A 26,204-nucleotide genomic window follows, 5' to 3' on the forward strand; every position below is an offset into this window, starting at 1 on the left:
TTATCTTCCTTCCAAAATAAGTTGTAGTTCCTCGTCCATATTTTCTGTTGATACACGCTGCCCTGTCCAAATTTCAAATGCAAGCTGTGCTTGATATAGCAGCATCGTATGGCCAAAATGGATTTGTGCACATGCCGCTTCAGCCTGCATTAAGAAGTTTGTCTTTAACGGCTGATAAACAATATCACTCACAATGACTGGTTTATTCAACCCTTCAAGCGAGATAATTGACTGATCCGTTCTTGGCTTCATTCCAACAGATGTAGTTTGGATTATCAAGTCATATTGATTAATCGATTGTTCTGCTTCCTCTAATGATAAAATCTTCGTTGTTGTATCGTCTGTTGCAAGCATTGCAATATCTTCTGCACTTGCCATTGTACGATTTGCGATATCAATATGCATGAACCTTTCTTCTGTAAATGCGCAAAATATCCCACGTGCAGCTCCACCAGCACCAAGGATTAAGATGCGAATTGATTTATCATGGCCAAAATTAGAGAACTTACTTTCAAGCGAACGTAAGTATCCTCTTCCATCAGTATTATACCCCTTCCAAATACCATTTCTGTTCACTACCGTATTCACTGCCCCCATTTTCTGAGCGATAACATCCAATTCATCTAAGAAAGGAATTATTTTCTGTTTATATGGCACGGTAATATTAAAACCATCTATTTCCTTTGCTTTCATATTCATGATTCTCTCAGCAAAGTCCGCTTCTAAGTCAATTTCATTCTTTATATATGTTCCCTGCAGCTTGCTTCTTTTAAAAAACTGTTCATGGATCCATGGTGAAATTGAATGCTTGATTGGAAAACCAATCAGCTCAAACTGGAATCCCATCATACTCCCCCCCTTAAAGAAGTGATTTTCTGATCGATACTGCTACACCCTTCGGACTATGAGCAACAATGGTTGCATCTTGTGAAATACTTACCCAGCCCAAACCTGGGAAAACAATATCTGTTTTTTCTCCTGAAATACGAAACGTGCTCTCTGTTAATTTCGGTAGTCTAGAAAGAGATTTCTCATTTGGTGGTGATAACAGCTCCCCAACATGATTCTCGTACAACTCATCTGCTTTTTCTACTTTTGTCCGATGAATTGGGAGTTCATTGGAGAAATAACAAACAAGGGATTGTCTATCACCTTTAATAAAATCGACTCGAGCCAACCCGCCAAAGAATAAAGTTTGTCCACTATTTAATTGATAGATTCTTGCCTTAATTTCACTCTTTGGTGTAATTAATTTTAAATCCTCTTTGGAAATATAATGGGCAATTTGCTGTTTATTCACGATACCAGGTGTATCAATTAATGATGAATCATCGTCAAGTGGGATTTCAATAAATCCGAGGGTTGTCCCTGGAAAGTAAGATGTCGTAATGACATCGTTGAAACCTGTCGTATGTTTAATTAATTTATTGATGAATGTTGATTTTCCAACATTTGTCGTTCCAACAATATAAACATCCTGATTATTTCGGTAGTGCTCAATCTCTCCCATTAATTCTTCTATTCCATGTCCCTTTACAGAAGAAATTAGAAATACATCGAGCAGCTTAATCCCTGCTTCTTTCGCTTGTGTTCTTAGCCATTGCATCAATCTACGATGGTTCGTCGATTTCGGCAATAAATCCATTTTATTTCCAACTAATATAATCGGGTTATCTCCAGTGATTCTTGGAAGACTCTTAATCAAGCTTCCATTTACATCAAATATGTCAATCACATGAACAATTAGACCCTTAGCTTTTTGAATTGAGCTAACCATCTTCAAATACTCATCATCTTTCATGGAAACATCCTGAATTTCATTATAATGCTTTAAGCGAAAGCATCGTTTACACAAAACTGTTTCTTTATCTAATGATGATTTTGGTGTATATCCGAGTTTGTCCGGATCGTCCGTTTGAATAAGGACTCCACACCCTTGACAATAAATCTTTTCCAAACTTATTCCTCCCAACTTATTTTACCCTTTTTTCGGAAATAATTTAAAATTATCCGTTCAATCCTACGATTTATTTTCGTTATTTTACCATCTGTTTGTACAATGGGAACTACTAATATAGTATAGAATCCTGCTGTATTGCCGCCCAGTACATCTGTTAATAATTGATCACCGATAACGACAATCTCTTCTTTTTTTAAATTCATTTGCTTGGCAACAGTTTTAAATGCGCGCCCAAGTGGCTTCCTTGCACTATATACAAATGGCGTACCTAGTGGCTCAGAAAAGACACTCACTCTTTCTTGATTATTATTGGAGATAATCGTTACTGCAATATCATGCGATTTCATCTGCTCAAACCAATTAATTACTTCAGGACTTGCATCACGTACGTCCCAAGCAACTAATGTATTATCTAAATCGGTTATGATTCCTTTAATTCCCTTTTGTTTTAATTTTGCTGGTTGTATATCAAATATACTTTTTACATGCTCATTTGGCAAAAAATTACCAAACATATTAAACACCTCATTTACCCATTCTTCGCTGACTAGTTTCTGACGAATTATCATTATAACCTATTCTAATAATATATGACTAGAGCAAAAGCGCAAGTACCCGTTTGAGCTTGTACAGACTGCGCCCAAAAGATAAGTAAATCTTCCTTGAGAAAGAGTGCATTTTAATATTCACGCTTGATGCTAAATCTAAACCAGTAGAAAAATGTGCAAATATGCAAATGACATTCAGACCATTCAATAATTCGTTCGACAAATAACTTCTTTTTTCTTATTGTGGATAACCTTACACACATTTCTAACCCCATTGCCTTAACTAATATGTGATAATTTTCCTTCTTATACACAAGTTATCTACAAGCATTTGTAGATAACTTCATCCTTGTCCAACGATTGGAAACATGTTAAATTATTAATAGCTTAACATTTGAGTGAATATTCGACATTTAGGAGGGCTGTATGGGTGGAACACTTATCGGATGAGTTACTAATAGAATCCTATTATACAGCGAATGAACTGCAATTAAGTCCAGATTTTATCTCTTTAATTGAAGAAGAAATTCATAGAAGATTTTTGTCGCATAAGATTAAATGTTCGAAATTAGGTTAAACATCATATTATTGAAGAGAGGGTCCACATAACTCCTATCCTTTGGGTAGGAGTTATTTCTTTCAAAGTTAAAGAAAAATACAATAATATTAATCTGGACAGACACGAAAAGCCTACCTAATACATAAAGATGTTATATAGGCAGATACCCAATCATGATGATTGATGCTTAGGAGGTGCATGTATTTGTCCGGGATTATAACAGCACTCACGTTTCTTATCAAGGAAGCACTCTTCTTTGTTTCCTATGTTAAAAACCACGCTTTTCCCCAGCCATTACCACCTGATGAAGAAGCAAAATACATTCAAGAAATGCAAGACGGTAGTGATGTAGCTCGAAATAAGCTTATTGAACATAATTTACGGCTTGTAGCACATATCGTCAAGAAATTCGAAAATACCGGAGAAGATATGGAGGATTTAATTTCGATCGGTACCATTGGTTTAATCAAAGGTGTAGAAAGCTTCTCCAGCGATAAAGGAACGAAGCTTGCAACATATGCCGCTCGTTGTATAGAAAACGAGATCCTGATGCACTTACGCGCCTTAAAGAAAGTAAAAAAGGATGTGTCCCTGCATGATCCCATTGGTCAAGACCGGGAAGGAAATGAAATTAGCCTAATCGACATCTTAGAGGCTGAAAGTGACAATATCATTGAATACATTCAATTAAATATGGAAATCGAGAAAATGCAAGAATACTTTACAATTTTAGATGGACGAGAACGAGAAGTGATTGTCTATCGTTATGGATTAAATGATACACAGGAGATGACACAAAGAGAAATAGCTAAAAAACTAAATATTTCAAGGAGTTATGTTTCACGAATCGAAAAGAGAGCATTGATGAAAGTATTCCATGAGTATTATAAAAAAGAGAGGAGAGTTTAAATACAAAACGCGAATGAAGATTACCCCCATTCGCGTTTTCAAATAATTTATTGCTTATACTTCTTCAATAATGGCCATAATTAATTGGGCTGCATGCTTCGCTGCTTGATCCAAAAATTCATCAAATGAAATGGAAGATGCTTTACCTGCGATATCAGATAATGCTCGAATAATGACAAATGGCTTTTCATATTGGTAACAAACCTGAGCGACCGCAGCAGCCTCCATTTCAGATGCAATCATCTGCGGAAACTTCTCTCGTACAAATGCAACTCGTTCGGGATCCTCCATAAATGAATCTCCTGTAGCAATAATGCCTTCCTCATAATTAATAGCTAGGTCTTTAACGGCTGCAATTGCTTTTTCCACTAGCGATTGATCTGCCTCATACATTGCTGGAAGTCCTGGTACTTGTCCATATTCATATTTGAAAGCTGTTACATCCACATCATGATGGACAACCTTCGTAGAAATGACGATATCTCCTACATTAAGTTTCTCAGAGAATCCTCCGGCAGAACCAGTATTTATGACGTGACTTGGTGTAAAACGTTCATGCATAATAGTTGTTGCCATTGCTGCATTGACTTTACCGATTCCTGACTTTAATATAACTACGTCCTTACCGCGCAGCTTCCCTTCAACAAAAAGACAGTTTGCAACACTAACTTCCTGTTTCCCTGTCATATTGTCTAATAGAAGTGCTACTTCTTCATCCATTGCTCCAATTATTCCAATCGTCATCATAGTCCTCCATTTATTGCGTTCTTCTTATTAACTCTTTCGATCATTTTCAATTAGCTTCTCTACTTTCGTTGGCTGCCATCCTTCACCATCAATCCATGTTATGAATACACGATATGTTGCAGTTTGCGCCTTATCAGATACAGTTGCAATTACTTTCTGATCGCCACCATTCTCATACCACCATTCAATCATATCAGTTGTAGCTAATCCCGTTGCAACTGATACAGCCTGTTTCATTTCTTCTCGATCAGCCGAACCTTCATCATAGGTTGTTGTATGCGGGCCAGTTTGTTCAGTTCCGACAGGCTCCCATTCGCCTACATATGCTTCTGCTACATTATCATCAGATGGTTCAGCAGGTTCAGTTTCTACTTCTTCATTATCGGACGCTGTATCCTCTTCCTCATCTGGAGTTGTAGATTCTGATTCATCTTCCGCTGCTTCCTCATCTTTTTCTGTATTATTATTTGATTCATCATTGGATTTTGAATCGTCGTTTATAATAATCTCAGACGACTCTTCCATCGGTTCTTCTGCTGCGTTGTCAGTTTCGTCGCTTCCCCCGCCAAATAACCAAAAAGCGAGAAGTACAACGATGAGGAAAGCTCCAGCGATTAGCAAAATCGTAATAGACTTTGTCGTTTTTCTTCTTTTTTCAAATTTATTTAAGCGTGTATTTCTATCCATATCGCTCATCATATCTACCCCCTATACTATTATATTATAGTACCATATTTCCTATGAATAATAATATTTTAGATACATTACATTTTTAATTATCATCAGAGTCATAATCTCCTCCATATACACGAAGAGGACCAAGAAACCATCCTACTAGAACAAGGAAAATAATAAAAATAATAGCCACAGCAATAACTGTGGCAGTAATAACATTATCAATTATTCCTGTATCAAGTAGAAAATTTCTTATTAACTCTATTATCCATATTACAGTCCCAATAACATATGTTGCAATAGAATCATAGATTATTTTCAAAACGTTTACTAACGGTGAAAAGAAGTCATCCATTTCTAGGTCTCCTCTTTTACAATTATATATTTTTATACCTATCGAAGTTAGGGCGCTTTCTACTCATTTATTTTATTTATCTCATCGTCAATCTTTTGTAATGCTTGTGTTAGTTGCTCTTCGTTTAATTTTTTATTCGAGTTTGCCAACTCTTTTTCTTTGTTCAAGCTGGCAAGCTGTAATCTTTTATCATTCAAGTCGTATGCGAGTGCCTTTGCTTCTTTCGGTCGATTCAACTGAATATAACTATTAGCTGCAAGTACCTTGGCACGAGGATCATCAGCAATCTTCGTAAATATTTCAATGATCGCATCGTATTCCTTATTAACCCATGCCTGTTCAATTTTTACTTCTGGAACATCTGAATTTATACTAAGAATTGCTTGATTGGCTTCTTTCGTATTTAGTGCATTTAATTTCCTCACAATAACTTTTTGTTGTTCAACACTACCAATCTCTGCAGCCTTTGCCAAACTTTCTACCGAATTTTGTGCAATATATTGTTCTGTCAGCGTTTGTTTCGTATTATCATCCAGTGCTTCCACACTTTCAAACAAGGTAATAGCTTCCCTCGTGTTACCTGCCATTAACTCGCGATATGCCTCTACTACCTTCTCTTGGTCAGCAAGTGAAGTTTGTAATACTTCATTTTTTTCTGCTAACTGTTCTTCATTTTTAACACTTTCTACATTTTCATTTGCCATGGTTGTTGATGCTTCTGTGAGTGGCAAGACTTTAAATACATACATAGAAAGTAAGCCAATGATTACTCCAATTAAAATTCCTGATAATAAGGAAACATTCTTTTTTGGCGCTTTTGTATTCTCCTTTTTCTTTTGCTTTATAGATGTTGGTTTTACAGCTGCTTGTTTCGGTACTGTCTCCATTTTTTTGAAAAGACTACTTAATGTCATAACTGAATTTGCGTTAATAATCGATGTTAGGAATGGATCTGTCGTTATCAAATGATTTAAATCTTTACCTGTTATTTCATCATAAGCATACGTCGAAAACAGAAAAAGTAAGACTCTTTTTTGGTCAATTAATAATTGTTCCGTATTAAAACGTTCTTGATTAAAGATTGAACGAATCCCCCGAAAGACAAATTTTACGTCGCCATCAGCTGTCACATAAATATTATCAGGATGAATCAGTGTTGTATATTGTGTACCAATTAATCTATCGACAGATAATATTTGCAATGCGATTTGTCGCATTACCTCTTTGTTGGTATTTCGATAGTGTTTAAGTTTTTGAGATGCTTTATTTCGCTTATAGTATAAACGAATACTGGATTCGTCAGCAAGTATATGCTGGCATTCAAAGAAGAAGTCATCTTTTCGTTTTAATTCGTCTAGTTGCTCAATATCTACTAAATTCGTTTGTTCTTTAGCTATTTCGTAAATGATAACCTCTTCATTGTCTATTATTTCTCCATATTGCAACTGGGCTTTTTCTATCATTTTTTTCCTCCGTTTTCTGTAATAGCTGATTTTTATTATTTCCTGGTAGGCTACTCTCAGGCCAGTTGCTCCAGAAATCCACTTGCTTTCCATGGGGATCTGGTGAGCCTATTTGCGCTATCGCGCTTCCTGTTATCGCTAGGCTTTTCTCCCCTCCAGGACAAGGAGGGCTTCAGCAGCGTTACATTGCACGAAGAAAATTGCTTTTTATTTTCAAGGAGTCTTCGTGTATTTCTTCCGCTGGCTAAGTGCAAAAAGTGACTATAAAGAAGTGGATTACAGAATGACAACTAATCACAATTGCAGCGCATGAAAGGAGAATGATCTGTGAATAGATACATCAGTCTATCCCGTATCAAAAATTATCACTACTTAAAAGAAAATACTGTCTATCTTTATCTAGCAGCTTTGGTTTTACTTACCTTCTCAAAACCGCAGGAGGCGCTGAAGGATGTTTGGTGGTTTTTCCAGTTCCTCCTTGGCTTTCAATAATAGTATCTTTGCTTCTCTAGCGTCCTGCAGTCGGTCTTCAGGTTGGAGCTGTACTAGCTGGTTGATGCATTTTTCCAGGTGCTTGGGCATTATCTTATTAAAGTCACGAACCGGCTTTTGTGCGATGTATACGTACTTCCCTTTTGAAACTAAATAATATAATAGGGCCCCTAGTGAAAATAAATCTGTTCTGGAGTCAGTTTGTTTCTTTTCAAATTGTTCTGGTGCTGCAAATCCTACCGTTCCGACTTGAACTGTGTCATGTAATAAATTATCCTGGAATCTGCGTGCAATCCCAAAATCAATTAGTTTAATCGATTGGTTGCTCATCATCATGATATTGCCTGGTTTAATGTCCCGATAAATAATAGGATATGGTTTTTGGTTATGTAAATAGTGGAGAACATCGCAAAGCTCGATGCCAATCTGCAGGATTGTTTCCATAGGTAGCTGATTATTATACAATGCCATCTGGTCTGATAGTGATACGCCTTCAACATATTCCTGAACAAGATAAAAATATTCTTCCGTTTGAAAAAAATCAACAACATGAGGAAGATTAGAATGATGCAGCTCACTTAACAGCCTTGCTTCATCCTTTAATTTTGCAGCCATTTTATTTGTCATGCTGGTTATTTTCACTGCCCATCTTTTATCTGGATTATTTTTTTCTTCTATTAAATAGACCCCGGACATTCCGCCAGAAGCAATATGTGAAAGAACGATATATTTATTATTTAACAGATCCCCACGCTCAATCAGAATCCCATGCTTGTTCACAGTTCACACCTCTTTATCATCCGATTAAATCCCCTTGAAAAATGGTAACAATGTTCGTTTACTTTTTACTTGAGTAGCAGAAACCCGGTTACGAATTAGCATTAGCGTAACATTATCAAATGCGTCAGAAAAATTAGAAAAATTAATAAGATAATCCGATATTGCCTGCAGACTGCTGTATTCCTTCTCCAAATTAATTAACATATTCTTGATTTCTTCATCAGAAAATAGCGTATAAAAACCATCACTGCAAAGTAAAAATAGATCAGCAGATTGATATGTTCCCTTGCTGATATATGGCTGCACCTTACTATCAATCCCTAGACACTGTGTGAGCACATTTCGTTTCGGATGATTTCTTGCTTCTTCCTCAGACATTTGTCCATTTTCCACTTGTTTGCCGACCCAGGAATGGTCTTCCGTCAGCTTCATTAATTCTGGCTCAGATTCTAGTATTTCTGTTTGCTGCTCATCTATTTGGTTAAGTGAATCGACCAGATGCGGCACTTTTTGATCAAAATATTGCTTTAGACCATAATTCCAACCCTTCATTCGGTAAACGCGACTATCGCCAATATGAATAACCGCATATTCACCTTTATTCAACACTAAAAGCGATAACGTTGTCCCCATTTTCTTTCCCGTATAATTGCTTGTTGCTTTAATCGTTTTATTAATTTGCTGGATAATCTTTTCGCCTTCTGTCAGAATTTGCTGCAATGGATTTTTTCTTTTTACAATTTTTTGCCTTCGCTTTTCCCACCATTTTTCAATGGAGGAGATTGCAATCTGACTGGCAGCATCTCCAAGCTGATAGCCTCCCATTCCATCTGCAACTGCGAACAATGCTATTTCGTTCCCATGGTTATCCGATGATACGTGATGAAAAAAGGAATCCTCATTTTTATCTTTTTTTGTCCCTTGATGTGATGCAATTCCAATCTGCCAATTTTTGTTCATTATGAATGACTCCATTTAAATGTATAGGTTGCCTTTCCTAATTCAAATTGATCGTCTTCATTCAATGCATAAATCTTATAAGGAACCAGTGTATTTCCATTCAGCTTTGAGCCATTTTTTGACCCTAAATCTTTTAATCCAAAGCTTGAATCATCTATTCTAATAATTTCTGCATGAATTCTTGAGATACCGATAGACTCATCTTTAAAGTTTACGGATGCCTCATTTCTGCCAATTAAAAAGTTATTCGCATTGATTTCAATCGTTTGCGCTTGCTCATCTGCAGACTCTCTAACTAAGATAGCAGAAACCGCTTGTTGTGACTGACTTTCCACTACATGTAAATTCATTTCATCCTCTAATAAGACGGTATCCTCATTGCTTTCTGTAAGCAACGTTGTATCCATTGCTGTAGCAGCCATGGAATTCTGCGCTATGAAAGAAGGTGTTTGTGCAATTATTGGTTCATGCTGCTTTGCCACTTGCCTCTGGAATACAGGTTGTTTATTTATTTGAACATTAGGCATTGCTGCTTTATTTTCAGAACTATTATTCGGCACTTCAACTTTGGCTTCTATCGGTGCCACACCAGGCCGCCAAACTCTCCAGAAGACATAATCGAAAACTAGCACAAAGATTGTCAATAAACTGCTTACGATCAACATCGTTTGATTTGTATACATATCATAAAGCTTCCAGATTAACGCAATTGCTAATAAAGATCCCATAATCAAATAAATTCTTCCTCTAGATGATAATGGCGGAAGTTTTCCTTTTGCTTTTTTCTTCGACTTATTAACCACTTCTTTCACTTGTTCAGGAGGCTTGATTGGCTGATAATTATTTTGATTGATCCCTGGATTTCTATTGTCAGCAAAATTAGCATTAGGATTGTTATTGTACATATCCTGATTCTGATTCACATTCGACCGAAGTGAGATTAACTCAAGCAGTAATTTCTTTAACCCTGGTAATCCAAAGGCTGGATTCTTAATGTAATTCAAGATACTCTTAAACTCATTTCCTTGTAATCCTTCTACCTCACCGGCAATATCTGTTAACAGTTTCTTCATTTCTTCTTCAATTGTCGATTCACGCTTCATTCCAGTAAACGGCAAATATGTTAAATAAGCATCACTGGGCTTTTCACCGATAAAAATGAATTCCTTTTGCAAAATAAATTGCTGTTGATCAAGCATATAAGAACTAGATTCTTCGAGCGTAGAAATAATCGCTAAAAATAATTGATAGTAATCACTCATAGTTGTGCGATTTTCTTGAAAAAATGAGGTAACTTTTTGTTTAGATGTGAGCTTATAGTGTATTTTTATGGTTAAATCGATATTTTCAATAGATAAGCTAAGCAAATGCGGGATGTTATTTGATTGAATCATCTTTAATTGCACAGCATTTAGATCTTCTGCAGTTAACTTCTTTCCGTTCCGTTCCGTAAAAATGAACGATTGTCCATTATGATGTGAATGTTTATAACTAAAATCATAAATATTTCCCATTTCATTTCCTCCTGTTAATTAAACTAAGTAATAGTAATACGTTGTGATAACTGCCGGAATTACTGCATACATAAATGGAAAACGAGTTGCTTTCGTTGTTTTAAATTCCTCCATTTGCTGAAAACTTCTTGATATAATGGAATGAATTACTGTGAAAAGCGCATTCATAATCTTCTTTAAAAAAGTTCTTGTAAATAATAAAATAATAATAGCAATTAGTCCTGCGAAGACAATCGAATACATCATGATATACAGCACCAACTGAATCCCAATCATTGAACCAATGGCTGCAAACAGCTTAACATCACCAGCTCCCAAAGCCTTGAAAGCATAAAGGATTAAAAATATTCCACCGGCAATAAGTAATCCGAGAAAAGAAAATAATAAGCCATCAGCCCCATTTGCAATTAAATGATAGAGGATACCAATGAGCATTCCTCCAGCTGTCAGCCAATTTGGCAGTTTTTGATATTTAACATCAGTTATAAAGGCAATAACTAAGAAAATAAATAAAATATAATCATTCACTTGCAGCATGCATTTCCCCCTTTCTCTCTAAGTAATTGTTTTCTCTACAAATGCAATTAAAATATTAACATCATAACTCGCATTAACTCAGTAAACTTGTTGCAGATTTTCAATGAGATATCGAACTATTGTTTACTAAGCTCCCCTAACAGGATGATTCTCCATCTAATTTGGATAGTAGTTTCTGTAGCATTCGCATCAGAAGTATTGTCCAGATATTTCTTCTTGCAATTTCACCGATTAAAGTTTCTAAACTATAAAAATTCCGCACGATTACTAAGTGGTGATTTGTAACATTCGTTGTTTTATTAACTTGATTCATAATTCCGTAATTATTTGAAGAACTACGGAAAATAAATATAACTAAGTCTAAATTTAGTAAAAGCTTTTTTATTTAATATCCCCCAACCCAAAGTCTTTCATATGCCTGCTTTTTTATTGTTATAGTTTTCTCTACAAAGGGTACTGTCAAATCTAAATCATAAGTAGCAGTTATTCCAAAATATGAATCGGCAGCCCCATTTAATGAACTGGGTAAATCAACCTCTACAGTTATGTTTGAACCATCCATTTTTGAATTCGTGTTCTGCGTAAACTTTTTCTGAATTATAGGAGTGATTGCACTATTCCCCAGCTCTTGGATATAGTTGGAACCTGAAATATTTACATCTAGAAATTCAAGTAAGGTCGTCCCAACCAGATTTTCAACATCACCTAAACTAATCTCCCCTATACTGATACCAGATAATTTTTGACCTGCTATGCTTTCAAGTTCCTCTGATAGTATCGTAGCTGGGTATGCGTGGTTTGCAATAATTTGTGCAGTCTCGGTCACAGACTTATTTAATGCAATCTCTGCTACGGAAATACGAATAATAGAGGCCATAAATACGATAAATAACATAAAAACTGGAATAACCAATGCTGCCTCCAAAGTAATGCTTCCATCCTCATCTTTTAATTGCATACTTGACCTCCATATGGAATAGTCAACCAAAACTATTCTACCTGTAAGTGGTTGAGAATAGTTTTGGTTTTTTAATTTATAAAATTATCATTTATTCAGCTTCCTCTGGAGTAAATTCAAATGATACCTGATTTGATAACCCCTCTAAAAATTCTGCAATGTTTAAAATATATTGATCACTTACTTCAACATCGAATAATAATGCACCTGTTTGAGATTCTCCTGGTGGAATTTCATTAGGCCATTCTTCTGCAACGCCTTCTAGATAGTACCAGGGAAATCCGCTCGAATTATCAATTGAAGCCAGGTTTGTGCTGCTAAAAACACTATCAGCAGTAATTGCTTCATCTCCGGTATTTAATACGGTTAAATCAACTATTACAAAATTTCCTAATTCTGAAGTTGATTCTCCAGCTTGCTCTTTAATTTCAACAGAATTTAATGTTATTTCATGTTCGGAAAAGTTATTTTTTATAGTTGCCGTATCACCAATTCCTAAACCCAATTGATCATCAGGTAAATCATCTGTATTCGCAGAAGACGGATCCGTTTCTGCTTCATCCTCTGTGTCTGAGCCTTCTTCCTCTCCACTTTCTTCTTCAGGCAATTCATTTTCTGTTTCTTTGCTTGAACTTTCTTCTTCTGTAACTGGTGTATCACTCTGTTCGGCTTCATTATCCTCTTTATTATTGCAAGCGACTAATAGGATAGAAAGTATCACTAAAACGCTAATTTTTATCAAAATCTGCCTCATATTTTTTCCTCCTATACTCAGTAAGAATAATCTACCTCTGCTTCTATATAATAACGCCCGTTTTTAACCTTCCCTTCCAGAATACCTGAAGTTCCAAGCAATTCTATTATTCCTGGAAGAAACCATAAATCGATCGATGCCTCTGCTTTTGCAGTAGCATAGGTAGGTGCACTTATGAGATCTTCAGGCACTTTCTTATCAACAACTGCTTGAATTCGGTTAATACGTGTATCATCACTATCTGGATGCATTAATAAGAATAAGCGTAAATAAAATTTATAATCTGTTGCAAATGGCTTTATTCCCTTAATATCAATTAATGGAACTTTTTTTCCATTCGTAAGGTTTCCTACATCTTCAACGGTTCTCATAAAAGCCCAGCTTGTTGCAGCCAAAAATTTGGGCAGAGGGTGCGGGATAACTTTTACAGGGTCTTTAGTAAATGCTGCAATAAAATTGAAAGCAAATCTGGTTGCGGTTAATTCAAGTAAAGCATAGCCATAATTTACCCCTGGTGTATGGGAACCATATAAAATATATTCTACTTCTCTATTAATATATAGAAAATTATCAGGATAACTTCCTGGATCCATCAACCCAAGCTTATCATCGGATTTAAATCTAGTAAGTATATATTCATTGATATATGTTTGATCCCTTATATCAAGTGCCATGTTTCCCAGGTTATGGAATAAACTGCCAATCATATCAAATGCATCCTGTGCTGCTTGCTCTGGCACATCCATATCCAAGTCCTGAATGCTATTTTCAGATGCTGAGCCATAATTAGATACTAGTGATTGTAATTCAGTATAATTAGCGAAATCACTATTTAAGGCCATTCCTTTATTGATTACATCTTTAATCTTATTTAGTGCTTCGAATGCATCCTTCAGACCACCATTATTTCCTGTATCACCAGTTTCTGTTTCTTCATAATTATCATCGACATATTTTCGCACTTCTTCTGTATCATCAAGCGCAGTATTAAAATATGTCTTTACTAGATTTATAGCAGCATTAAATGTGCCATCACCTGATATAAGTTGAGTAAAATCAGTAATCTGATAATCTACATATGGAACTAGAGTGGCTGAACTACCTGGCGAACCGCCATTGACACTATTTTTAGCCTTATCCGTTTTAGAAATTGCATTTACAAAGAATGTATCTTCTAAAACATACTCGTTTATTTGTTCTGTTAATTCCTCTAATTGATTTTCAACGGTCGATAATGAAGAATCACTGCATTCGCTGCTGCTTAAATTATCATATTTTTGATCTACTTCTTTTCTTGTATCATCAATCTTTTTTTGGATATTTTTATTAATTGATTGTGCATCAATTAAATCTTTTCTGGCTTCTTTTAACTCTTTTTCACTGTCCTTACCACTTTTTAAAATATCCCTTAATAAATCTTCAAGATCATTCTCAAAAGCGGTGTCCACTTCCTCGATATATGTAGAAAAATGTTTTTTTGCATCTTCCAAATTATTTACAGCAGGATAAGTGGATGAAGAAGGATTATTAACCTTCCCTTTTGTACCATCCAAATCACTATGTGCTTTAATTAAATGCTCGACAGCTTTTCCCATTGCTTCGTCTCTGTCTGCAACTAATTTATTTACATCTTTTGAAATATCTACATATACTTCAGCTTCCTGCATAGTACAGCTGTATGGTAATATTCCATCTGCAATTATTTTCCCAAATTCAATTGGTGCCGTGTATTTCATATCTTCCAGTATTTGATGCTTTACAATTTCTGTATTTGAGTATGATCTATTTTCATTTGCTGAAAATGAGGTACTTTCCATTGTCGTATCGACAAATTTGTAATAGCCATCTTCATTTACCATCAAATTTTTTTCAAAAACATCCTCAAATATTTGCTCCGGTGATTCTGCACCCTCATTAATTACAAATAATCCTTTATTTTGCACATTTTTATTAAATGATGAAAAAGCAGATCGCATCGCTGATTTAGATGCTTGTTCCACTTGATACTCTGCGACCATTATACGCACAAAATCAATTAATACGGCATTAAATAAAAATAACAGGAGGGTAACAATAATGACATAGATAGAAACAGCACCATTTTCTTTGACTATAAAACGTCTAAACGCTGTTTTTACTTTATTTTTCAATAATTACCCTCCTCTACTTCTTATTAATAAATTTTGTGATATAACCAGAATTGTCTTTTAATAATTCCACTGCATATATAACAAGATCGGTGGTTCGGATGAATTCTGTCGGTTCAACAACGACGTGACTGACTTGGGTTTCAATTTCATTAATCCCAAATAAATCGCTAATAAAAGCGGGTAAATTTAAGGGACTTTTCAGTGTAACAATGATTTCACTGCCTGCGAGTCCATTGATGTATTGTACTTCGCCAGTCGCTCCAGCAGGCAATATATCCGTTGTAATTCTCCCTAATTTTTGTTGTGGTAAACTACCCCCAGCAACTGAACCAATTTGGATGGTTGCCCCGCCAGATGAAAAAATATCAATACCGAATTGGGACAGGTATTGGTCATTAGTTAACCGCCAATACAGACCATCTCCACCATCGAATGTTGTATATTTATCAAATGCTCCAGTGTCTATATCTTTATCACTGTTATCCCAAACAAATGCTACCCGTTCAGCTACAGTATTTGCACTATAATGAAGAACAGATTGCTGATATATAACAATCGCAAAAAGAATAAAACTTAATGTCAGCATCAATAGAATCGGAAATACTAATGATGCTTCAATTGTAAAGGCGCCATCATCATCCTTCATTATTTTCGATAGTTTTTTTTTCATGAAATTCATTTTTTTAGTAAGTCCCTTCAAATGAACCATTTAATTCGTGAAGTTGTTTATTTGATCATTACCAAAACTTAATAGGTTGTTGATCCATGTCATTATTTGATCTCTGAACAATAATGCAATAACAACAATAACAGCAATAATCAGCATCATTTCCAATGTTTGCAAACCACTTTCATCTTTCCAGAATTTTTTAATTTTCCCAGCTACGTTTTTCATTTTCTTCCTCCTAATTAATTTATATTATTTTTTATTTTATCTGTGCTTACATAATAGTAAGCGCAGGATAACCCACTATTATCATTACAGCAACGAAAATCAATATGAGCGGAAACACTAATTTCGAAGACGCCTCTTCACCTTTTGTCTTGGAGATTGATTTACGCTTTTCCCATAACTCATGGGATAAATCTCTTAACGCAAGTATTAAATCATTTCCACCCTTACGGTAATTTAATAGAATTGTAGTAGTAAAAATAGAGATTTCCTGAATACCACATTTTTTACTCAAATCATTCAATACCTGATGAAATGGTTCATTACTAACCATTTTATTTACAGTCTCTGTTAACTCTCGAATTAGTGGAGAATTTGGATCTTTAGTTGATGTAACACAACGAATTAACGCTTGCTGCACTGTTTCACCTGCATTTACAAGCAGGATAATTTTATTTACTACTTCCGGTAACTCTGTAAGTATTTTTTGCTTACGCTCTCTTTCCTGGCTTGCTAATCGGCTAATCATTGCATAAGGAATCAATACAGTAAATATTATTCCAACAAAGAAAATAGTCTGATCACCATTGGAAACTAATGTAAATATGAATGAACCTAGTAAACACACCATTACAGTAGACAATAATTGTGCAACATACATTCTAGTATGTTGCAATGCTGTGCGGTTTCCATAAAGACTGATCATTTTTTGCTGTATTTTTGCTATTTGGCTATAAAAACGTTCCATTATTTTCAAATTATCAATTATGTATAGTGAAACTGGTGCCATGAACATTAATGGATACTGATCTTTAAAATTAGCAATTACGATGTCATATCTCTTACCAGCCTTTATCGAAAATACAAAATACACAACTATTATTAATAGAGTTATAATCCCATAAACTATCATGATTCATCACACCTTAATATCCATTATTCGTTGCGCCAAAATAAAAGCAGAAATGACAAGTGCTAAACAAATAGTCATGATTATTGGGCCACCGCTGCTCCAATTATACATTGGCGCTAGATAGTCTTCCGCTGTGGACTTTAATAATAAGATCATACCTAATGGTGCAATACTTAGAATTCTTGACTCAAACTTTTTAGAAGCTATCATAACAGCTACTTCTTGTTGAATATCAATTTTTTCACTAAGAATGTCTGAGGTACGTCTGATCACTTCAACTAAATTACCGCCTGTACGTTTACAAGTAATAAACACATTAGCAAAATTTTGAATGTCCTCCACATCAGATCTAATGCTAAAATCTAAAAGGGCATTTTCGATTGTTTCTCCATTTTCAACTCTTCGATTTATGATTTCAAATTCCTTAATAATAAAAGTATCCGGGTCTGGATAAAGTAAATATAAGTCTGAAACAACTTCTATGAAACTATTTTCAATCGATCTTCCTGCAGCTAATGAAGAGGATAAAGATGCAATTGCCTCTTTAAACTGCAACTTTAGTTTTTCCTTTCTTTTTTCCAGCAACGTTTTCTTTTGAAATTTTGGAAAGAACAAGCCTAACGCTCCAATAATAATTACCGCAATTATACTTTCATAGAATAAATAGCCAATAAAGGAAAAAAAGATTACTGCAAGCAATGCATATAATATATATTCTTTTATTGATAAAGTGTATTTCGAATAATCAACTAAGTGCCCTTCAACTTGCTTGCTTGTTCTCGCCTGCATATATTCCATAAAATGTTTCTTCTTAAGTTGTTCTAATTCTTTATTCTGTTCAATATTAGTAGATGTTAAAGTAGAATTAGCTTCTCGTTTTTTCCTCTTTGCAACAGCGAAGGCATAACCTCCAACTAAACCCAATAGGATAATAATTAATAGAATGTCTGTCAATAAATCACCCCCTTGTCTCTTCTACTTCAACGGAGACCCCTGCAAGCTGGATTTTTGATTTATTTTTCAGCTGATTGCCAGTCGCTTTTAAAGAACCGATAACTTTGCCATCTTCTTCCCCTTCTTCAACAAACTCATATAAAGGGTTTAGAATTACCTCTCCATTTTCGACTCCGATGATTTCACTGATTGCTACAACTTTTCGCGAATTGTCACGCAAGCGCGTTAAGTGAATCATAATATCAATTGCAGAGCTGATTTGTTTACGAATTACTTCTACCGGTAAATTTGCACCATTCAATACCATCGTTTCTAGCCTGCTGAGCATATCCTTCACTGAGTTGGCATGTCCGGTTGATAGAGAGCCATCATGACCAGTATTCATCGCCTGCAGCATGTCTAATGCTTCTCCACCACGAACCTCACCGACAATGATTCGGTCAGGACGCATCCGAAGTGATGTTTTGATGAGTTCACGGATAGTGATTTCTCCTTTTCCTTCCGTGTTTGCATTCCTCGTTTCCAAGCTAACTAAGTTTGGAACATTTTTAATTTGCAGCTCGGCTGAATCTTCAATCGTAATAATTCGTTCGTCTTGTGGAATAAAGTTGGATAATACATTTAGGAAGGTTGTCTTACCTGAACCTGTTCCACCGCCAATAAAAATATTGTATTTCGCAACAACAAGCTTCTCTAAGAATTCTGCTACTTCCTGGGTAATAGTGTCATATGCGATTAAGTCATCAATCGTAAGTGGCTTCTCAGGAAATTTCCGGATAGTGATAACGGGGCCCTTCAAGGCAATCGGAGGTAAAACAACATTTACCCGAGAACCATCTTGCAATCTAGCATCAACAATTGGTGAAGATTCGTTTACAACCCTATCAACCTTGGAAACGATTGATTGGATAATATCCTCCAGCTTCTGCTGACTCTCAAATTGGATATCAACTTGAGTTGTAGAGCCGTACCGTTCAATAAATATTTCCTTATGATTATTAATCATAATTTCGGTAATCGTTTTATCATCTATAAGTGGCTGGAGAACATCATAACCTCGGAAGGAGTTGTAAATTCGTTCCACTAAATATTTTATTTCTGTTGATTTGATCTTGTTTTCTTTTGCATATTTAAATACAGCTACTTCAACATATTCTCTTAGTTCTTCATTTTTAATGGAATGCATTAAATCTAGCGTTTCACGCAATTGTTTGATTAAATCCTTTATAACAACTTCACTATCCAATGCTCGTTGCACTCCTTCCCCCAGTGATTATTTTCGATTGAATAATCCCTTGGAGTTCCTGATTAAATAGGTCGTTCCCTAAAATTTCTATACTTGATTGTGTTGTTAACCAGTTTTCGATAAATGGCAGGTTACCTTCAATCACAATGCTATAATCATTAGTCGTTCTCAACCCAGTATCCAAATATTTGTTTTGAAGAATTAGCAACTTGTCTTTAATAATATTTTCCTTGCCAACTAATTTCTCTTCTTCTTCAAAGAATGATTCTGTTTTTAGCATACTTTGTACGTCATTTGCAACGGGCCAAATTACTTGATCACTTTCTTTTAATGCGGCAATGTTTCTCTCATGCAACGAGCTATCTAAATCAATAACGATATAGTCATAGGAGCCTGTCTCGACAATTCCATTTATTAATCGCTTTACATCTGATTCATTGAACTCGAGTAATTCATCTGCATTAATTTCGATATCAAAGTAATCAACCATTGAGTACGGGTCATATTTCTTCAATGCTTCAATCTTGGATAAAAGCTGTGGTGACTCTGCTTTTACGTAATAAAAAATTTGTAAGGATGGGTTATCCTCGCTGGAACTAAAGTAAAGACTTGTTGTATTTATCAGTTCAAGGTTTAAATAAAAGACCTTTGCATTGTTTAATGCTAGCTGCTTCGATAAATTAACAGCTATTGTCGTTTTACCCGCGCCTCCTACTGGAGAATATACAGACAATACTTTCGTTTGCTTACTTCTCGCTAAGTATTTTCCAGCTGTTTGGTTTCGATCGTAATATATTGCAAGCATGTTTGAAACCAATTGCCCCAATCGTTGGTAACGGTAAACGGAATTATGTTCTGTGCTCCCAGCTGTTAATTTGTCATCATCTAGGAAAATAAAGCTCGTATCATTCAGTACCTTCAAATTAGTATGATAAATTCCTGGACTGATGAGTAATATATCAATACTTTCCCCTTGATCTAGATAAAGCTCTAATTTTTCTGTGCTTGTAAAATATGTAACAATAAATCTTGAAGATTCCTCAGCAGTACGTAAGTAGGATGCCAATGATTCTACATAATCTAAATTTTCATCTGCAACTACAATCCTTAATTTCTTCATCTGTACACCTCCACCACACTTTGTAACTACGTTTTTCAAATTTCCCTCACATAATATTACTAAATCTGTCACAAAAAAATAAGGGGAATATATAAAAACAGTTCTTTATCCCTAATTTCGTATGGATTTTTATCTTGAAATTAAGATATTTAAATTTTAACAACATGCATTTTTCCCGTTATACGAATATCAAACACTGAAAACAGTCATTTCATCCGCCTTTTAGTGCTTTTTCACATTTTCATATCCAACATAAGGAAATAATAATATATTCTATAAAATTAACTAAAAATATCGATTAGTAGGAAAATTTGTAGATATGGTGAATTATATGTCGAATTACGCGGGTATATATTCCTATGATTTGAAATTGTAATCAAATATTCCGGGATTGTAACATAACCTTAACAATTCCTTAACATATTTTTTATTAAAATTACTATTCTTACTTCAAGAATCTTTAAACTTCTTAGCAATCTCGAACTACGTAGCCCAATAAAATACTAGATAAACAGTCTAATAGTTGCATTTTTAATTCATTTTCCTATGTTATGATATGGATAATTATTTACTATTTTTCTTAAGAAAGGTGGAATATTACGTTGAAGTGCAAAAATTGTGGCCATAATGTAAAGAAAGATGGACAATTTTGCCCAGAGTGTGGTGCAAATTTGGAGCTACAGCATGGAAAGAAAAAAAGTTCAAAGAGAATAATGATACTATTTTCTAGTATTATTACGTTGATTATACTAGCAGTCATCATTGTTTTTTTCCTAGGGAAGGACAGATTTTCACCTGAACAAGTTGTATCCGCATTTGAAACTGCAGTTAACGATCATGATGCAAATGAACTTGTAGATTTATTACATTCGAGTACTGAATCACTTGAGATAACTGAAGAAAATACAAAGATTTTAATTGATTATCTGCTGGATAATCCAGATGCTTTTGGGAATCTAAAGTCTCGACTGAATGACCAGGTTGAATTCATTAATTCAACGGCTAATCAGATCAATGGTACAGCATATCAGGATGAAACATATGCGACAATTAATGTCATGCAGGATGGAAAGCAATGGCTGTTTTTTGATGATTATAAGCTAGTCGTTATTCCTGGTTATATTCAACTGTATCTAGATGAAGAAAATAAGTATACCACACTGTATATTAACGATAAGGAAGTCGAAGCAACTGAGGAGAATACTAGCTTCGGACCTTATATGCCTGGTGCATATACTGTAAAAGCGGTGTTTAATAATACATATGTGACATTAGAAGAGGAAGAAACATTGAGCCTATTTGCAATGGGTCAAGAAGCGGTTGGACATTCTTTCGAAATGCCAATTGCGGAAACAACGGTGTATTCTGTTGTATCTGATGCGCAATTGTATATTAATGGTGAGGAATCTGATATTACGCTCGATGAAGGAAAACAAGTAATCGGCACATTTCCAAATGATGAATCTGTTACATTGCAAATTGACAAGGAATATCCATGGGGGCATGTAAAAAGTGAAGAAAAAGTTATTACGGACGATAACCATTTAAATTTCGATAAATTAATTGTTTTTAACGATGAAGAGCAAGACAAAATTATGGAGCGGCTTAATGAAATGATTGCCAGCTATCATGTCGCATTAACAGAGAAAGACGCTTCAAAGCTCGATAAAAACGTGACAGATAATTTGAAGACTGCATTTACTGAAAATTTAGCTAAGGTAGAACGTGAAGAGCCCGAATATAGTGGTAAGTTAATCAAAGCGACCTACGATTTTGCAAGAATTTCCAATCCAATATACGATGAAAAATCAGATCAATACAGTGTAACTTTAGAAGCACATTATGTATTCCATGAACCAAACGGCAATATAGGCTGGTTATTTAGAGATACAGAAAGGGACAACTATACACGTTCAAGAATGATGACTCTTGTCTATGATGAAGTTGCTAAGGAATGGTTGTTAGACGGTTATGAGAATGAATATTTCATTGTCGTTGATTCGGATGCTAAGGAATATGATATTCAATAGATTAAAAAAGCGAGGGAAATCCCCTCGCTTTTTTTGGTTATTTAATCTACTTTCACGATTTTAACTTGAATATCTCCACCTGGAGTTGCTACTGCTACTTCTTCACCAATTTCTTTGCCAATTAGGCTTTTTGCCATTGGGGAGTCATTTGAAATTTTACCTTCAAATGGGTCTGCTTCTGCACTTCCAACGATTGTATATGTTTCTTCATCACCATCTGGCAATTCGATAAATGTAACAGATTTACCTAATGATACTACATTCGGATTATTATTATCATTTTCAATAATGATTGCATTACGAATCATTTTCTCAACTTGTGTAATACGCTGTTCCACGAAAGCCTGTTCATCTTTCGCTGCATCATACTCAGAGTTCTCAGAAAGATCACCGAAGTCACGAGCAATTTTAATACGCTCTACTACTTCTTGTCTGCGATCTGTTTTCAAAAAATGTAATTCTTTCTCTAATTTTTCTTTTCCCTCTTGAGTCATATAATAACTTTTCTCTACAGCCATTAAAAACACTCCTTTTCCACTCTTCATAAACAAACGAGCAGTGTAATAAACACGCTCATATATAACACTAAATAAATATACTATTCCATACTATGGCAGACTTTAAATAATTAATCAATACTTTTTAATTATCTTTTCCGATTTTTTGCTATTATGCTTTCAATCTTGGATGCTAAAATATCGATTGCAACATGATTTTGGCCACCCTCAGGGATGATAATATCTGCATACCGTTTTGTAGGTTCAATAAATTGTAAATGTGATGGTCTTACATTGTCAAGGTATTGATCGATTACGGAATCGAGAGTTCTGCCTCGCTCTTTAATATCTCTTAATAACCGGCGAATGATGCGTAAATCAGCATCCGTATCAACAAACACTTTAATATCCATTAAATCCATAAGTCTCGCATCATCTAAAATAAGAATACCTTCTACAATAATAACTTCCTTTGGTTCCACATGGATTACTTCGGCTGATCTTGTATGATTTTTATAATCATATACAGGCTTATCGATTGACTTCTGATTTAATAGATCATTTAGATGCTCGATAAGCAAGTCATTATCGAATGCTAAGGGATGGTCATAGTTTGTATTCAATCTTTCTTCAAATGCTAAATGACTTTGATCCTTATAATAATAATCTTGTTCAAGAACAAGTATGGTTTTATCCGTGAATTGTTCGTAAATGGAACGGGTAACCGAAGTTTTTCCACTTCCACTTCCACCTGCGACACCAATCACTACTGGTTTATCTTTGCTCAACGTTCTGACCTCCTAAATATTCACTAACTGCAACGCCATCACCTATTGGAATAATAGAAGAGGTGAAATTAGGATGATTCATGATGAATGTATTATAATCTCTTAATTTCTCAACCATTTTTCGGTAGCGTTTCGGGATATTATCTGTATCGCTACTTGCAACATACCCTCTGAATAGTACATTGTCTGTAATGATTAACCCTGAGTCGGCTAAAAGCTGGTTAGCAAGTTCAAAAAATCGCTTATATTGCCCCTTTGCCGCATCGATAAAAATGAAATTAAACTGCTCTCCAGTTTCAATGAGCTTTTCCATTGCAATCAAAGCATCATCAAATATAACGTGAATTTTTTCTTGTTTCTCTTGAATTCTGATATTTTCAAGCGCCTGTTTATAGCGTGGCTCATCACGTTCAATTGTTGTAATGTCGGCTTCAGGATATGCTTCATTCATTCTTAATGCTGAATAACCAATCGCTGTACCAATCTCTAATATTCGTTTCGGCTCTTTTATGCGAATTAGCTGCATCAAAAAATTAATTCCTACCGAATCCATAATTGGTATCTGATTCCGAATCGCTTGCTCTTCAAGCTGTAAAACCCACTCTTGTTGAGTAGGTAGGGTTTGTTCCAAGTAATGTTTTAATTGCTCGTCCATTTTTAAGACCTCTTTCTTAGAAAAACTTAGGCCGTACCTACCCCTTTAGGTAACAGCCTAAGCTGTGGATCTGAAGTTTGCATTTTGTTTCTTAATAATCCACAATCTTAATTAATATATTTATCTCTATTCTCTAGATGCTCATCATAGGTTTCAGCGTAGTGGATATCCCCTTCGCTATCATGTAAGAAATATAGATAATCCGAATCAACAGGATTGAGGGTTGCATTCAAAGAACTCTCCGAAAAATTAGCAATCGGACCTATTGGCAATGATTGTACTTTGTATGTATTATATGGTGAATCTACTTCTAAATCCTTATATAATACTTTTTCTTGATGCTCTCCAAGTGCATATAATACCGTTGGGTCTGTTTGTAAAGGCATTTCCGTTTCCAATCGATTATAGAATACACTAGATATTTCATTCCGCTGCTCTTCATTACTCGCTTCTTTCTCCACTAACGAAGCAAACGTGACAGCCTCATGAACCGTAAACTCTTTTTCTTTTATTTCTTCTAAGTAAGGAGTTAACACGGTTAACGTACGGTCCAGCATCGCTTCTACAATTGATTCAATTGTAGGCTCTTCTTCATAGAAGTCATAAGTAGAAGCATATAGATAACCTTCTAAAGGTGTTCGGATTTGCTCATTCAGAATATCATCTGATAAAATCGTGGAATATTTATCGATAAGCTTTTCAATATATGCCTTGTCATTAACTACTTTAAGAAAATCTTCTTTGTTAATTTTCAATTTTTCTGCGTAGATTCCAGCAATTTGATCAACAGTAAGTCCTTCTGGAATTGTGATTCTGTGTACTGGTTCGGCCACTACCTTCCCAGTCTTAAGCGATTGGATAATTTCATCTAAAGTAAGTGCAGGAGTAAAGGTATACTCCCCTGCTTGAAAGTCTCCTTCATTATTCAGTTTTAAATAAAGACGGAAAATCAGTCCATTTTTAATAATACCATTTTCTTCAAGAATATCTGCAATCGTTGTACTGGATGAACCTATTGGTATTTCTACTTTTATACTTTCATCACTAGATGGGTCTACAGGTTCTAATGCAGACTTAACATAAAGAAATCCTGATATACCACCGATAGCAAGAATTATAATTAGAACGATTAATATCATAAACACAATTTTTCTTACGGTTCTCGCTTCATTACTTCGTGCGACTAGATCGTCTCTAAAATTCCCACCACTTTTTTTTTTGGACATGCAATATCCCCCTTTCATCCGACTCATTATACTAAAAAAAGACATGATAATCCATTATTTTAACGATTTTCCAACAATAATTGTAGAAAATAAAAAAGCTGATGTCGTAGTTGACATCAGCTTTTAGGTAATCTTGGTAATCTTACTCCTCTTCTTCGTCCGCCAATGTAGCAAGCATTTCTTCGACGATATCCCATTCCTCATTTGTTTCAATTGGGAATAATGCAAGATCATCATCATCATTTCCATTTTCTTCATAACGGAATGCGTATACTTCTACTTCTTCATCTTCTGATTGCTCTACTGGAACAACCGCAATGTAAGACTGATTCGTTTCGTCAACATCAAATGTAAAAAGAACTTCAAATAGATGCTCCTCACCATTTTCGTCTGGTACAATGATTCTTTCTTTATCTTCAATTGCCATTTCTTTCACCCCTTTTATTTTAGAATTCATATGCATGGACAGTTGCTATTGCTAATATAGCAGTATTGCTATCCTTCGGCAACGCATAAATCAAT

Annotated in this window: 28 protein-coding genes; 3 read left to right on the top strand and 25 right to left on the bottom strand. The window is 35.0% G+C overall.

From position 1 onward, the window contains the following. Genes aroE through CUC15_RS11625 form a run of 3 tightly spaced genes read right to left on the bottom strand, consistent with a single transcriptional unit; the run spans position 1 to position 2,475 of the window. Positions 1-846 (bottom strand): shikimate dehydrogenase, encoded by an 846-nt coding sequence (gene aroE / locus CUC15_RS11615; protein WP_114916811.1) that lies wholly within the window; start codon positions 844-846, stop codon positions 1-3. Between the two features lie 13 nt (positions 847-859). Then, a complete protein-coding gene (yqeH, locus tag CUC15_RS11620) occupies positions 860-1,957 on the bottom strand; it encodes a ribosome biogenesis GTPase YqeH (protein WP_114916812.1) in 1,098 nt (365 codons plus the stop codon). Positions 1,958-1,959: 2 nt separating this feature from the next. Then, positions 1,960-2,475, bottom strand: a complete 516-nt coding sequence (locus CUC15_RS11625; RefSeq protein ID WP_114916813.1) for a YqeG family HAD IIIA-type phosphatase — start codon at positions 2,473-2,475, stop codon at positions 1,960-1,962. A 463-nt stretch (positions 2,476-2,938) separates the two neighbouring features. Here CUC15_RS11625 and CUC15_RS11630 point away from each other — a divergent pair, with 463 nt between their 5' ends. Next, entirely contained in the window at positions 2,939-3,085 is a 147-nt protein-coding gene (locus CUC15_RS11630; protein WP_114916814.1) for a sporulation histidine kinase inhibitor Sda, read from the top strand. Between the two features lie 186 nt (positions 3,086-3,271). Further along, the gene (gene sigK, locus CUC15_RS11635; protein ID WP_114916815.1) at positions 3,272-3,976 is read left to right on the top strand and encodes an RNA polymerase sporulation sigma factor SigK; all 705 of its coding nucleotides are present in this window, start codon (positions 3,272-3,274) and stop codon (positions 3,974-3,976) included. Between the two features lie 54 nt (positions 3,977-4,030). Here the strand turns inward: sigK and mtnN are convergent, their stop codons facing one another. From mtnN to CUC15_RS11720, 17 genes are all read right to left on the bottom strand, one after another. Further along, positions 4,031-4,720: a 5'-methylthioadenosine/S-adenosylhomocysteine nucleosidase gene (gene mtnN / locus CUC15_RS11640; RefSeq protein WP_114916816.1), complete on the bottom strand. Its 690-nt coding sequence runs from the start codon at positions 4,718-4,720 to the stop codon at positions 4,031-4,033. A 30-nt stretch (positions 4,721-4,750) separates the two neighbouring features. Beyond that, complete coding sequence (locus CUC15_RS11645; RefSeq protein WP_114916817.1) at positions 4,751-5,419, bottom strand: YrrS family protein; 669 nt, start codon at positions 5,417-5,419, stop codon at positions 4,751-4,753. Between the two features lie 76 nt (positions 5,420-5,495). Then, entirely contained in the window at positions 5,496-5,753 is a 258-nt protein-coding gene (locus tag CUC15_RS11650) for a hypothetical protein (RefSeq protein ID WP_114916818.1), read from the bottom strand. Positions 5,754-5,812: 59 nt separating this feature from the next. Beyond that, a complete protein-coding gene (locus tag CUC15_RS11655; RefSeq protein ID WP_162800308.1) occupies positions 5,813-7,216 on the bottom strand; it encodes a type VII secretion protein EssB/YukC in 1,404 nt (467 codons plus the stop codon). A gap of 426 nt (positions 7,217-7,642) precedes the next feature. Continuing rightward, on the bottom strand, positions 7,643-8,488 hold the full coding sequence (locus CUC15_RS11660) for a serine/threonine protein kinase (RefSeq protein ID WP_114916820.1): 846 nt from the start codon (positions 8,486-8,488) through the stop codon (positions 7,643-7,645). Between the two features lie 24 nt (positions 8,489-8,512). Continuing rightward, positions 8,513-9,448 carry a PP2C family protein-serine/threonine phosphatase gene (locus CUC15_RS11665; protein WP_162800309.1) on the bottom strand — a complete coding sequence of 312 codons (936 nt, stop codon included), beginning with the start codon at positions 9,446-9,448 and terminating at the stop codon, positions 8,513-8,515. After that, a complete protein-coding gene (locus tag CUC15_RS11670) occupies positions 9,448-10,962 on the bottom strand; it encodes a DUF6382 and FHA domain-containing protein (RefSeq protein WP_114916822.1) in 1,515 nt (504 codons plus the stop codon). Before CUC15_RS11670 ends, CUC15_RS11665 begins: the two co-directional genes overlap by 1 nt. A gap of 18 nt (positions 10,963-10,980) precedes the next feature. Continuing rightward, complete coding sequence (locus tag CUC15_RS11675; protein WP_114916823.1) at positions 10,981-11,499, bottom strand: A24 family peptidase; 519 nt, start codon at positions 11,497-11,499, stop codon at positions 10,981-10,983. Between the two features lie 385 nt (positions 11,500-11,884). After that, positions 11,885-12,457 (bottom strand): TadE/TadG family type IV pilus assembly protein, encoded by a 573-nt coding sequence (locus tag CUC15_RS11680; protein ID WP_114916824.1) that lies wholly within the window; start codon positions 12,455-12,457, stop codon positions 11,885-11,887. A gap of 91 nt (positions 12,458-12,548) precedes the next feature. Continuing rightward, positions 12,549-13,211, bottom strand: coding sequence for a DUF4352 domain-containing protein (locus CUC15_RS11685; protein WP_114916825.1), 663 nt, complete (start codon positions 13,209-13,211; stop codon positions 12,549-12,551). Between the two features lie 17 nt (positions 13,212-13,228). Further along, complete coding sequence (locus CUC15_RS11690; protein WP_114916826.1) at positions 13,229-15,361, bottom strand: hypothetical protein; 2,133 nt, start codon at positions 15,359-15,361, stop codon at positions 13,229-13,231. Between the two features lie 13 nt (positions 15,362-15,374). Beyond that, positions 15,375-16,040, bottom strand: coding sequence for a TadE/TadG family type IV pilus assembly protein (locus CUC15_RS11695; protein ID WP_162800310.1), 666 nt, complete (start codon positions 16,038-16,040; stop codon positions 15,375-15,377). 30 nt (positions 16,041-16,070) lie between these two features. Further along, positions 16,071-16,256 (bottom strand): Flp1 family type IVb pilin, encoded by a 186-nt coding sequence (locus CUC15_RS11700; RefSeq protein ID WP_114916828.1) that lies wholly within the window; start codon positions 16,254-16,256, stop codon positions 16,071-16,073. A gap of 46 nt (positions 16,257-16,302) precedes the next feature. Beyond that, positions 16,303-17,166, bottom strand: a complete 864-nt coding sequence (locus tag CUC15_RS11705; protein ID WP_114916829.1) for a type II secretion system F family protein — start codon at positions 17,164-17,166, stop codon at positions 16,303-16,305. A 6-nt stretch (positions 17,167-17,172) separates the two neighbouring features. Continuing rightward, the gene (locus tag CUC15_RS11710; RefSeq protein ID WP_114916830.1) at positions 17,173-18,120 is read right to left on the bottom strand and encodes a type II secretion system F family protein; all 948 of its coding nucleotides are present in this window, start codon (positions 18,118-18,120) and stop codon (positions 17,173-17,175) included. A gap of 4 nt (positions 18,121-18,124) precedes the next feature. Beyond that, entirely contained in the window at positions 18,125-19,306 is a 1,182-nt protein-coding gene (locus CUC15_RS11715; protein ID WP_114918445.1) for a TadA family conjugal transfer-associated ATPase, read from the bottom strand. Between the two features lie 52 nt (positions 19,307-19,358). Then, positions 19,359-20,486: an AAA family ATPase gene (locus tag CUC15_RS11720; protein WP_114916831.1), complete on the bottom strand. Its 1,128-nt coding sequence runs from the start codon at positions 20,484-20,486 to the stop codon at positions 19,359-19,361. Between the two features lie 602 nt (positions 20,487-21,088). Here CUC15_RS11720 and CUC15_RS11725 point away from each other — a divergent pair. Further along, the gene (locus CUC15_RS11725; RefSeq protein WP_114916832.1) at positions 21,089-22,516 is read left to right on the top strand and encodes a zinc ribbon domain-containing protein; all 1,428 of its coding nucleotides are present in this window, start codon (positions 21,089-21,091) and stop codon (positions 22,514-22,516) included. 41 nt (positions 22,517-22,557) lie between these two features. On the opposite strand, the gene greA is transcribed toward CUC15_RS11725, so the two are convergent. From greA to CUC15_RS11750, 5 genes are all read right to left on the bottom strand, one after another. Next, positions 22,558-23,034 carry a transcription elongation factor GreA gene (gene greA, locus CUC15_RS11730; protein WP_114916833.1) on the bottom strand — a complete coding sequence of 159 codons (477 nt, stop codon included), beginning with the start codon at positions 23,032-23,034 and terminating at the stop codon, positions 22,558-22,560. A 128-nt stretch (positions 23,035-23,162) separates the two neighbouring features. Next, positions 23,163-23,801 (bottom strand): uridine kinase, encoded by a 639-nt coding sequence (gene udk / locus CUC15_RS11735; RefSeq protein ID WP_114916834.1) that lies wholly within the window; start codon positions 23,799-23,801, stop codon positions 23,163-23,165. Then, the gene (locus tag CUC15_RS11740; RefSeq protein ID WP_114916835.1) at positions 23,788-24,456 is read right to left on the bottom strand and encodes an O-methyltransferase; all 669 of its coding nucleotides are present in this window, start codon (positions 24,454-24,456) and stop codon (positions 23,788-23,790) included. The genes udk and CUC15_RS11740 overlap by 14 nt, the downstream gene beginning before the upstream one ends. Positions 24,457-24,563: 107 nt before the next feature. Then, positions 24,564-25,682 carry an endolytic transglycosylase MltG gene (mltG, locus tag CUC15_RS11745; protein ID WP_114916836.1) on the bottom strand — a complete coding sequence of 373 codons (1,119 nt, stop codon included), beginning with the start codon at positions 25,680-25,682 and terminating at the stop codon, positions 24,564-24,566. Between the two features lie 142 nt (positions 25,683-25,824). Next, the gene (locus CUC15_RS11750; protein WP_114916837.1) at positions 25,825-26,109 is read right to left on the bottom strand and encodes a DUF1292 domain-containing protein; all 285 of its coding nucleotides are present in this window, start codon (positions 26,107-26,109) and stop codon (positions 25,825-25,827) included. Between the last annotated feature and the right edge of the window lie 95 nt (positions 26,110-26,204).

The organism is Oceanobacillus zhaokaii, assembly GCF_003352005.1.
Classification (GTDB): Bacteria; Bacillota; Bacilli; order Bacillales; family Amphibacillaceae; genus Oceanobacillus; species Oceanobacillus zhaokaii.